Source organism: Leptolyngbya sp. 'hensonii' (assembly GCF_001939115.1).
In the GTDB taxonomy this organism is placed as follows: Bacteria; Cyanobacteriota; Cyanobacteriia.
Map to the genome: position 1 here is coordinate 102,592 of NZ_MQTZ01000050.1, position 9,497 is coordinate 112,088.

Consider the following 9,497-nt stretch of genomic DNA (forward strand, 5'->3'; position numbering starts at 1 on the left):
CAGTGCAGGCAGCCTTTACAGAATCAAGATGAAAACTGTCCAGCGGACCCCAAAGTGGTCTCTCTATGTTGTTCCAGTTCTATTAGGAGTATGTATCTGGCAGGGATGGGCCTGGTGGAGCTGGGCCACGATGCCACCGATCGTCCCGGGTCAGGTCTCTTTGGTCCCCGGAGAGAAACCCATCCGGATTCAAATCTCTCCAGGGACCCCTTCCCAACATATTGGTCAGGATCTGAAATCAGCCGGACTCATTCGTTCTGCCCAAGCCTGGAATCTGTGGGCTCGCTGGCTTTCCCTTAGGGATCAACAGGGCGGCTTTCAGGCCGGGACCTATGAGTTATCCCCAACCCAGTCCATGCAGACGATCGCGGCCAAAATCTGGGCTGGCGAAACTGTCCAGTTTAGCTTCACCATTCCTGAAGGCTGGTCTTTGCGTCAGATGGCCGCTTACTTCGAATCGCAGGGTTTCTTTAAAGCTCAGGACTTCCTGACAACTGCCCAGCAGATTCCCTCCGATCAATTTGCCTGGCTGCCTAGTGGAATTCCCCATGTGGAAGGGTTTCTTTACCCTGATACCTATCAATTGGCCAGCGATAGAATTACTCCCTCAGAAGTGATTCGGAAAATGTTAGTTCGGTTTGAGCAACTGGCTCTGCCGGTCTATCAGCAGCAAAGGCAAAAACCTTCTTTAACCCTGCTGGAGTGGGTCACTCTGGCAAGTATTGTGGAGAAGGAAGCCGTAATCCCGACGGAGCGCCCCCAAATTGCAGGGGTCTTTGTCAATCGCCTGAAGCTCAAAATGCCCCTTGGTGCCGATCCAACCGTCGAATATGGGTTGAATGTTCAGCAAACTCCAGATCAACCCTTAACCCTGGCACAGGTGAGAACCCCCTCTGCTTACAACACCTATCTGAATGTGGGGTTGCCCCCAACGCCGATCGCCAGTCCTGGTCTTGCCAGTCTGGAAGCGTCACTATATCCTGAAAACACGCCATATCTCTACTTTGTGGCTCGCTACGATGGCACTCACGTCTTTAGTCGGACGTTGCAGGAGCACGAAGCAGCCCAAGCCGCCATTCGGGATGCCCAGTCAACTCGACAAAAAGCTAACCCCGCCACCAAGCCACTTCCGTAATCAGGGTGACCTTAATGTTTGGGAATTATTACGAGTAATAACCGTCATGTCCTGGGGCGCTCTTCTGCAACCTGATCTGGTTTTAAGCGGTTCTATTCTGCATCTCACCCCTGCCATGCTGGAAAAGCATTGTTTGAAAGGGCTGATTCTGGATGTGGATGAAACCCTGGTCCCCTTTCGATCGGCCCTGGCTTCCGCTGAGTTACTTCAGTGGGCTGAGCAAATTAAACCGGTTGCTTCCCTGTGCCTGCTGAGCAACAATCTGAGTGAGAGCAGGATTAGAGGGATTGCCCAATCCCTGCAAATCCCCTACATTTTTGGAGCCAGAAAACCCTCCCGGCGTAAACTCAGACAAGCCGTCACAACCTTAGGCTTACCGGTTGAGCATATTGCTATGGTGGGGGATCGTCTCTTTACAGATGTGCTGGCAGGCAATCGGCTCGGTATGTTCACGATTCTGGTTGAACCCATGACCCTGCCCAATCAGACGGCTCGTCGCTATCCCATCCGAACCATTGAAATTTGGCTGTCGCGGGCTTTAGGGGCTTCCCTTTCCATTGGGAAGTAACCCGTTACAGAAATAGTCATGAACTATAAAAATCGGATGAATTTTACAGTCAGAGGTTGGTCTTCCGTCACTGGGGTTCCAACGCCTTAAAATTTTTATATGTCGCAAACTCTGGTTGTTAAAATTGGGACTTCCAGCCTGACGGCCCCAGAAGCAGGAGATCTGGCCCTTTCTACGATCGCTGCACTGGTTGAGAGCCTAACCCATCTACGCCGTCAGGGCCATCAAGTCGTCCTAGTATCTTCAGGGGCCGTTGGTGTGGGATGTGCCCGCTTAAAGCTGGCTGAACGACCCCGTTCAATTGCACTGAAGCAGGCTGTAGCCGCTGTAGGGCAGGGGCGGCTGATCCGCGTCTATGATGACCTGTTTACCTCTTTACAACAGCCGATTGCCCAGGTTTTGCTGACCCGCAGCGACCTGGTGCAACGCAGTCAGTATGTCAATGTCTACAACACCTTGCGTGAGTTGTTGCAGCTTGGTGTCATCCCCGTCATTAATGAAAACGATACGGTGGCTGTGGATGAGCTAAAATTTGGGGATAATGATACGCTCTCGGCTCTGGTGGCCAGCCTGATAGAGGCGGATTGGTTATTTTTGTTAACCGATGTCGATCGGCTGTATTCCGCTGATCCCCGAACCAATCAGGATGCTCAACCCATTCAACTGGTGCAACACATAGACCAACTAGAGGCATTGCAAGTGAGCACGGGGAGTGCTGGCTCTGCCTGGGGCACGGGCGGCATGGTAACGAAGATAGCTGCAGCACGCATTGCCACAGCAGCCGGGGTGCGCACTGTGATCACGGAAGGACGATATCCCCGCAACCTGGAGAAAATCCTGGCTGGAGAGATGATTGGGACCCATTTTGAGCCCCAACTCCGCCCCTTCAATGCTCGACGCCGCTGGATTGCCCATGGCCTAATTCCAGTGGGCAAACTGTATCTGGATGACGGGGCCGTAGAGGCCATCCGTTCTGCTGGCAAATCCCTGCTGGCTGCAGGGATTATCCAAATAGAAGGGGTATTTCAAAGCCAGGATGCCGTTCAACTCTGTGATGCCACGGGTCGAGAATTTGCCCGGGGAATTGTGAACTATAGCAGTGCAGAACTGCATCAGATCCAGGGAAAACATTCGGATGCGATCTCTGGGATTTTGGGCTACGCCGGGGCTGAAACCGTCATTCATCGAGACAATCTGGCCCTGAGTGGCAGTTAAGTCTACCTCTCCATCAAGGATCTCCCAGAACTCCGCCATCTCTAGTAGATCTGGGGCAGATTTGCAGCCAGGGGTCGGATAATTTTTCTGGTGTTGATTTCTATCGGTTCATCCCAGCGGGGATCTGAGAGTCCTGCGATTCTATGGGACAGAGCACGATAAACTGTTGAAGCTGACTTGCTCAGTCCCCCATGATGATTTAGACAATTGGCAATGGCAACGTTTCTCCTGGAAGTAGGTACGGAAGAGTTACCGGCAAGTTTTGTTGATGAAGCCCTGACCCAATGGCGATCGCGCATTCCCCAGGTGCTGGCAGAAAATTACCTGACCCCGACGGCGATCGACTTCTATGGCACTCCCCGCCGCTTAGCCGTTGTGATTCAGGGACTACCGGAAGTTCAGCCCGATCGGGAAGAGGAGGTCAAGGGACCGCCCGCCCAGGCTGCCTTTAAAGACGGCAAGCCCACCAAGGCTGCCGAAGGATTTGCCCAGAAGCAGGGGGTGAACCTCTCTGCCTTAGAGATCCGGCCTACAGAGAAGGGCGAGTTTGTCTTCGTGCAGAAAACGGTGCTGGGGCGTCCGGTGGCTGAGATGCTGGCGGAACAGGTGCCCGCCTGGATTACCGGCCTGGAGGGCAAACGGCTGGCCCGCTGGGGGGATGGAGATCTGCGCTTTTCCCGCCCGATTCGCTGGCTCATTACCCTTCTGGATGAAACGGTGCTGCCCGTGCAGATGGGAAATGGTAGTGAGACGCTGAGGAGTGATCGGCTCTCCCAGGGGCATCGCGTCCTGCATCCGGAGCCAATCGCGATCGCCCATGCCGATGCGTATCTGGAAACGCTGCGATCGGCCTTTGTTGAACCCGATCCAGAGCAACGGCGCAGGCTGATTTTGGAACAGGTGCAAGCGGCAGCCGAACAACTGCAAGGCCAAGCAGCCATTGCTCCGGGCTTACTGCAGGAAGTGATTAACCTGGTGGAATGGCCCACAGCCGTTGTCGGTCAGTTTGATGCCGAATATCTGGAACTGCCCTCGGAAGTCACCATTACGGTGATGGAAAGCCATCAGCGCTATTTCCCGGTGTTGGACCCAGTAAATGCTCAACAGCTACTCCCCAACTTCATCACCATCTCAAATGGAGACCCGGCCAAGTCCACCATTATTGCTGCCGGGAATGAGCGGGTGATTCGGGCCAGGTTGGCGGATGGTAAGTTTTTCTTCAAGGCCGATCGGGCCTTATCCCTGGAAGCCTATGTGCCTCGACTGGAAACCGTGACCTTCCAGCAAGACCTGGGCACCATGCGGGCCAAGGTGGAGCGGGTGCAACAGATTGCAGATCGGATCGCGGACCAGCTCCAGGTAACGGCAGACGATCGGGTCCAGATCCAGCGCACGACCCTGCTCTGCAAAGCCGATCTGGTGACCCAGATGGTGGGGGAGTTCCCAGAATTGCAGGGGGTGATGGGCCAGAAATATGCTGTCGCTGCCGGAGAACCAGAAGCCGTTGCCACAGGAATTTTTGAACATTATCTGCCTAAAGGTGCTGGGGATGCCCTACCCCAGACCTTGACAGGCCAAGTCACCGGGCTGGCCGATCGTCTGGATACTCTGGTGGGTATTTTCAGTCTGGGCATGATTCCCTCCGGTTCCTCCGATCCCTTTGCCCTGCGGCGGGCCGCCACGGCGATCGTCAACATCATCTGGGCAGCGAATCTGCCCCTGAATTTGCAGCACCTTCTGGAGACCACGGCGGCAGATGCAGGAGCCCTGCGTCCCAAAATCGATACGGCTAGCCTGTTGCAGCAATTGAAAGATTTCTTCCTGCAGCGGATTCGCACCCTGCTCCAGGAAGGTGGTATTGATTATGATCTGGTGAATGCCGTTCTGGGAGAAAACGATCCAGAATACACGGAACGGGCCTTGCAGGATTTGCTGGATGTCCGCGATCGAGCCCATTTCCTGCAGCAGATTCGCACGAATGGGCTGCTGGCCCAGATCTATGAAACGGTGAATCGTTCTTCCCGGTTGGCGGTCGAGGGTAAACTGGATACGACACAGCTTGACCCCCAGGCGATTATTCAACTTGACTTGTTTAAACAACCCTCCGAGTCGGCCTTCTATCAGGCTCTGATCAGTCTGGTGCCCCAGACTCAGGCAGCCCAGCAGGCCAGAGATTATCAGAAGTTGATTGATGCCTTGGCTCAGATTACTCCCACCGTTAGCGCCTTCTTCGATGGTCCCCAGAGCGTATTGGTCATGGACCCAGATCTGGAGGTGCGCCAAAATCGGCTTTATTTATTGAGCCTCCTACGGAACCATGCGCGGGTGCTGGCGGATTTCGGGGCGATCGTGAAGGGATAAACCAGGGGATAAACGACCGGCATGGGTGACAGAAAAAACGCATACGTGATTGGGCTAGGGAAATCAGGGATTTCTGCTGCCAGACTGCTGCAACGGGATGGCTGGCAGGTGACGATCGGGGATAGTAAGACCTCGGCAAGCATGCAGCAACAGCAGCAGGAACTGGCCACAGAAGGGATTGGGGTTCAACTGGAAGACACTTTCGATCGGCAAACCGTCTCGACTCGCCATCTCCAATCAACAGATCTGGTGGTGGTGAGTCCCGGTGTTCCCTGGGATATTCCAGGGTTGTTGCAGGCGCGAGAATTGGGCCTGGAGACGATCGGCGAAATCGAACTGGCCTGGAGATATCTGCGCCATCGTCCCTGGGTCGGCATTACGGGCACGAACGGCAAAACCACCACCACAGCCCTGATCGCCGCCATCTTTCAGGCTGCTGGCTTCCGAGCGCCCGCCTGCGGTAACATTGGCCTGCCCGCCTGCGACCTGGGCCTCTCTGAGCCCCTACCCCACTGGGTCATCGCCGAATTGAGCAGCTACCAGATCGAATCCTCGGCCTCAGTTGCGCCCCGGATTGGCGTCTGGACGACGTTTACCCCTGATCATCTGAGTCGTCACAAAACCCTGGAGCGATACTACAACATCAAGGCTCATCTGCTGCGGCAATCGCAACAACAGGTCTTCAATGGGGATGATCCCTATCTGCGTCAGGCGGGGCTGACGCAGTGGCCGGATGCCTGCTGGACCAGCGTTACCGGAAAGGCGAATCTCCTGGGTGATCCGAACTACGGGGTTTACATCGAAGAGGGTTGGGTCGTTGCATTGGGCGATCGCATTCTCCCGGCAGACGCCCTGAATATGCCCGGTGCTCACAATCTCCAGAATCTTTTGATGGCAGTGGCGACAGCCCGCTTGGCTGGAATCGAAACAGATGCGATCCTCGAGGCAATCTCCACCTTTCCCGGTGTGCCCCATCGCCTGGAGCGCATCTGCACCGTTCAGGGGGTGGACTACATCAATGACAGCAAGGCTACCAACTATGATGCCGCCCAGGTGGGGTTGGCCTCAGTCGAGAGTCCGGCGATTCTGATTGCTGGGGGGGAAGCCAAACAGGGAGAAGACGCAGCATGGTTGCAGACGATTCGAGATCGAGCCGCAGCCGTGCTGTTGATTGGCAGCTCAACTCCAGCCTTTGCCCAACGCTTGCAGGAGGTGGGCTACGCCACCTATGAAGCCGTGGAGACGATGGAACGGGCGGTGCCCCGATCGGCTGAACTAGCCGCCCAATTGGGAGCCAGCGTAGTCCTGCTTTCCCCGGCCTGCGCCAGCTTTGACCAGTATCAAAACTTCGAGCAGCGCGGCGACCATTTCCGGCAGCTTTGTCTAGATTTATTGCAGTAGCCAGGAGAAGCGCATCCCAAGTTCTTGCCTGCAATTGCCATTGTCGTTTAAGCAGGTGAACTGTAGGGCTGGGGTAGATTGAGGGACTTGCCTAGTCGCTATAATGCGAGTACTTCGAGCAAATGGGATAGGCAACCATCCCCTAGAGGATTGACCGATGACCACTGTGATTGCTACACCCATCAGTCAAATTAAGTTGGCCCCTGGTAGTGCAATCAGTATTTTGGGGCTGACCTGGAAGACCTATGAAGCGTTACTTCAGGAACTGGGGAACGATCGCCTGACTCGACTTGCCTATGATCAGGGCATGTTGGAAATTAGAATGCCGGGAGAACTCCACGAAATTATCAACCGACTGCTGGCAAAAATCATCACGATGCTGGCGATGGAATTAGGCATGGAAGCCAATGACTTTGGCTCTACTACCCTGAATCGCGAGAGTCTTGATCGGGGCATTGAACCCGATAGTTGTTTCTACATCCAGAATGCGGAACCGGGGCAGGGACTGGAAACCAAGGGGACTGAAAGCCTTGCTCCCGACTTAGTATTGGAGGTGGACATTGCCAATTCCTCCGCTAATAAGCTGGCGATTTATAAAGCGATCGGAGTGCCTGAAATCTGGTTGTTCTCCCGAAATGGGCTCAAAATCTGGGTACTTCAAACTGGGCAGTATCTTGAAGCGGATCGCAGTCGATCGTTTCCGCTGGTTTCTGCTCAACAGCTCAACCATTGGCTTGAACTACGGAGAACCGAAACGGATTTGACCGTGTTACGGGAGGTTCAGCGGTTCTGTAAAGCACGATAAAAGGAGCTACAGGAGCAAGATTGTGGTTCGCAAGCAATCGAAAGGAACCTGTCTCTACTGCGGTAAGGAGCTTTCCAAGGCTGGCATCACCAAACATTTGGCCACCTGCCCTCAGCGCCAGACCGCGATCGCGGCTGCCGAGGGCAAAAAAGGCAGTAGCGAAGCCCTCTATCACCTGCGAGTGCAGGATGCCGATCGCAGTGAATTCTGGCTCGACCTCGAAATGCGTGGCTCCAAAGCCTTAAAAGACCTGGATGACTACTTGCGGGCGATCTGGCTAGAATGCTGCGGGCATATGAGTCAGTTTTCTCTGGGGGGTGGATTTGCGAGAGAAGTAGGCAAGCGGCGAAAAATCAGCGACATTTTCACCCCTGGTGTTGAACTCACCCATATTTATGATTTTGGTACCTCATCAGAAACGATCGTCAAATGTGCTGGGGTGCGGGAAGGGAAGCCACTGACAACAAAAGCGATCGTCCTGATGGCTCGCAACAGCATGCCAGAGTATCCCTGCATCACCTGTGGCAAACCGGCAACTCACCTCTGTATGGAGTGCCTGATTGAAGACCAGACTGAAGGAACGTTATGTGACGAGCATACCCAAGATCATCCCCATGACGATTACGGAGAACCCATACCGCTGGTCAACTCCCCCCGGATGGGAATGTGTGGCTATGGTGGTCCCGCTGAACCGCCATACTAAAGAAGATAGGCAGATTTTCCCGATTTTAAGCGAATTTAATCCAGTCGTGAGGCCCATCGCTCAAGCGTGAAAGGCAGATGGGGTATAGCTGTAGTGGCCTGCCTAAGAAATTCTTAACTTCGAGGCTAACGACTGGATGTTCTCTGGTGCGGACTATCCGGCGATCGCATACTGAGGGCATCCAACCTGAGAACCAAGGGAGTTCCAGAGATGACCCTGATATTTGCACCAGACACGATCGAGTTTTTTCCCCAGACCGGAATCGGCCAAGTTGAGCAAACCATTACTCAGCAACAGCGGGGACGGGTCAAGTTCATGGCCAGCTACTGGTTTGCCCGGTTTTACCAGCCCAGCGGTGCCATGTCGGCATGGCCAGGGACAACCGTGAGAGTGATTGGCCGAGAGGGACTGACCCTTCTAGTGGCTCCGATCGATGAAGCTTTTTAAGCCAGTAGTCTTTTATTTGATCGGTAACGATTGGGTTTGTATTGTAGAAATACTAGATAGTTTGAGATCATTCGTGAACAAGAGTGCGTTGAGAGACTGAGCCGTCGCTGAAACAATCGCATCCGGTAACTTCAGGCGATGTTGTTTGCGAAGCGCGATCGCCATATTTTTAATCGACTCATCAATACCAACAATCAGCAGTTGAGAGAGGAAGTTTCGGATGTGCTGCTCTTCTGCTTGGCTGAGACTAGGGTAAGAAAGCAGTTCCATTTCAGTGATGATAGAGACATGGTACGAGTGCATCCCAGTTTTGTAAGACTCATTTTGAGAATTGACCATTCAGGTAAGCACAGCGCTGCTTGAGTACTTGTGGTACGTTGTTCTTTTCCCACTGTGCTCCCGATATCTTGATGCGCTGCCCGATTTGTTTGACCGTCGATTCAATCGCACCAGAACCAATGGAGATGCCTTCGGCTTGATAATAGCCGTAGTTGACAATCCGCTGTCGATGCTTACTGAGGTAGCCAATGAAAGTCGCAACCCGCTCGTGTTTCCAATCGTCAAACTGGGCGATTGCCCCCTCGATATCGCCCTGCCACAAGCAAGCTTCTACCGCCCCTAAGCGTTGCTGTGACCCTCCAACCTTGCCCAAATTCTCAACCAGGTGATACCAATCCAAGATCTCCCGTCTTTGGGTCGAGGGGCCAATTTGGGTATAAATATTCCAGATGCCATCATGCCCATCTCCCAGGCAGGTGAGCGGGTCAGACAGCGCCTGATTATTGACCCAGTGGGTCAATTGCTCGTTGTCCTGGAAAAAAGCAGCAACGCAACACTCATGCAGATTCACCCCCTTGTAATC

The 9,497-nt window shown here is 53.9% G+C and carries 9 protein-coding genes and 1 pseudogene; 8 read left to right on the forward strand and 2 right to left on the reverse strand.

Going from position 1 to position 9,497, the window contains the following annotated elements; all coding sequences use genetic code 11:
* Window positions 1-28 precede the first annotated feature (28 nt).
* The 8 genes from mltG (at window position 29) to BST81_RS21655 (ending at window position 8,635) form a co-directional block, all read left to right on the forward strand.
* Window positions 29-1,135, forward strand: a complete 1,107-nt coding sequence (mltG, locus tag BST81_RS21620; protein ID WP_075600585.1) for an endolytic transglycosylase MltG — start codon at window positions 29-31, stop codon at window positions 1,133-1,135.
* Window positions 1,136-1,181: 46 nt separating this feature from the next.
* Window positions 1,182-1,703, forward strand: a complete 522-nt coding sequence (locus BST81_RS21625; protein ID WP_075600586.1) for a YqeG family HAD IIIA-type phosphatase — start codon at window positions 1,182-1,184, stop codon at window positions 1,701-1,703.
* Between the two features lie 99 nt (window positions 1,704-1,802).
* On the forward strand, window positions 1,803-2,918 hold the full coding sequence (gene proB / locus BST81_RS21630) for a glutamate 5-kinase (RefSeq protein WP_075600587.1): 1,116 nt from the start codon (window positions 1,803-1,805) through the stop codon (window positions 2,916-2,918).
* A gap of 213 nt (window positions 2,919-3,131) precedes the next feature.
* A complete protein-coding gene (glyS, locus tag BST81_RS21635) occupies window positions 3,132-5,279 on the forward strand; it encodes a glycine--tRNA ligase subunit beta (protein WP_075600588.1) in 2,148 nt (715 codons plus the stop codon).
* A 21-nt stretch (window positions 5,280-5,300) separates the two neighbouring features.
* Window positions 5,301-6,680 (forward strand): UDP-N-acetylmuramoyl-L-alanine--D-glutamate ligase, encoded by a 1,380-nt coding sequence (murD, locus tag BST81_RS21640; RefSeq protein ID WP_075600589.1) that lies wholly within the window; start codon window positions 5,301-5,303, stop codon window positions 6,678-6,680.
* A 157-nt stretch (window positions 6,681-6,837) separates the two neighbouring features.
* Window positions 6,838-7,485: a Uma2 family endonuclease gene (locus tag BST81_RS21645; protein ID WP_075600590.1), complete on the forward strand. Its 648-nt coding sequence runs from the start codon at window positions 6,838-6,840 to the stop codon at window positions 7,483-7,485.
* Window positions 7,486-7,507: 22 nt separating this feature from the next.
* A complete protein-coding gene (locus BST81_RS21650) occupies window positions 7,508-8,188 on the forward strand; it encodes a hypothetical protein (RefSeq protein ID WP_083637001.1) in 681 nt (226 codons plus the stop codon).
* 210 nt (window positions 8,189-8,398) lie between these two features.
* Entirely contained in the window at window positions 8,399-8,635 is a 237-nt protein-coding gene (locus BST81_RS21655; RefSeq protein ID WP_075600592.1) for an NfeD family protein, read from the forward strand.
* A gap of 12 nt (window positions 8,636-8,647) precedes the next feature.
* Here the strand turns inward: BST81_RS21655 and BST81_RS21660 are convergent, their stop codons facing one another.
* The gene (locus BST81_RS21660; protein WP_075600593.1) at window positions 8,648-8,974 is read right to left on the reverse strand and encodes a type II toxin-antitoxin system VapC family toxin; all 327 of its coding nucleotides are present in this window, start codon (window positions 8,972-8,974) and stop codon (window positions 8,648-8,650) included.
* Window positions 8,955-9,497: pseudogene (locus BST81_RS28225) on the reverse strand (ISKra4 family transposase); the annotation flags it as partial. The gene BST81_RS21660 and the pseudogene BST81_RS28225, both read right to left, overlap by 20 nt.

Excerpts from the sequence above, each read along its gene's own strand:
- mltG (WP_075600585.1), top strand. The coding sequence starts at position 29 with ATGAAAACTGTCCAGCGGACCCCAAAGTGGTCTCTCTATGTTGTTCCA.
- BST81_RS21625 (WP_075600586.1), top strand. The coding sequence starts at position 1,182 with ATGTCCTGGGGCGCTCTTCTGCAACCTGATCTGGTTTTAAGCGGTTCT.
- proB (WP_075600587.1), top strand. The coding sequence starts at position 1,803 with ATGTCGCAAACTCTGGTTGTTAAAATTGGGACTTCCAGCCTGACGGCC.
- glyS (WP_075600588.1), top strand. The coding sequence starts at position 3,132 with ATGGCAACGTTTCTCCTGGAAGTAGGTACGGAAGAGTTACCGGCAAGT.
- murD (WP_075600589.1), top strand. The coding sequence starts at position 5,301 with ATGGGTGACAGAAAAAACGCATACGTGATTGGGCTAGGGAAATCAGGG.
- BST81_RS21645 (WP_075600590.1), top strand. The coding sequence starts at position 6,838 with ATGACCACTGTGATTGCTACACCCATCAGTCAAATTAAGTTGGCCCCT.
- BST81_RS21655 (WP_075600592.1), top strand. The coding sequence starts at position 8,399 with ATGACCCTGATATTTGCACCAGACACGATCGAGTTTTTTCCCCAGACC.
- BST81_RS21660 (WP_075600593.1), bottom strand. The coding sequence starts at position 8,974 with ATGGTCAATTCTCAAAATGAGTCTTACAAAACTGGGATGCACTCGTAC.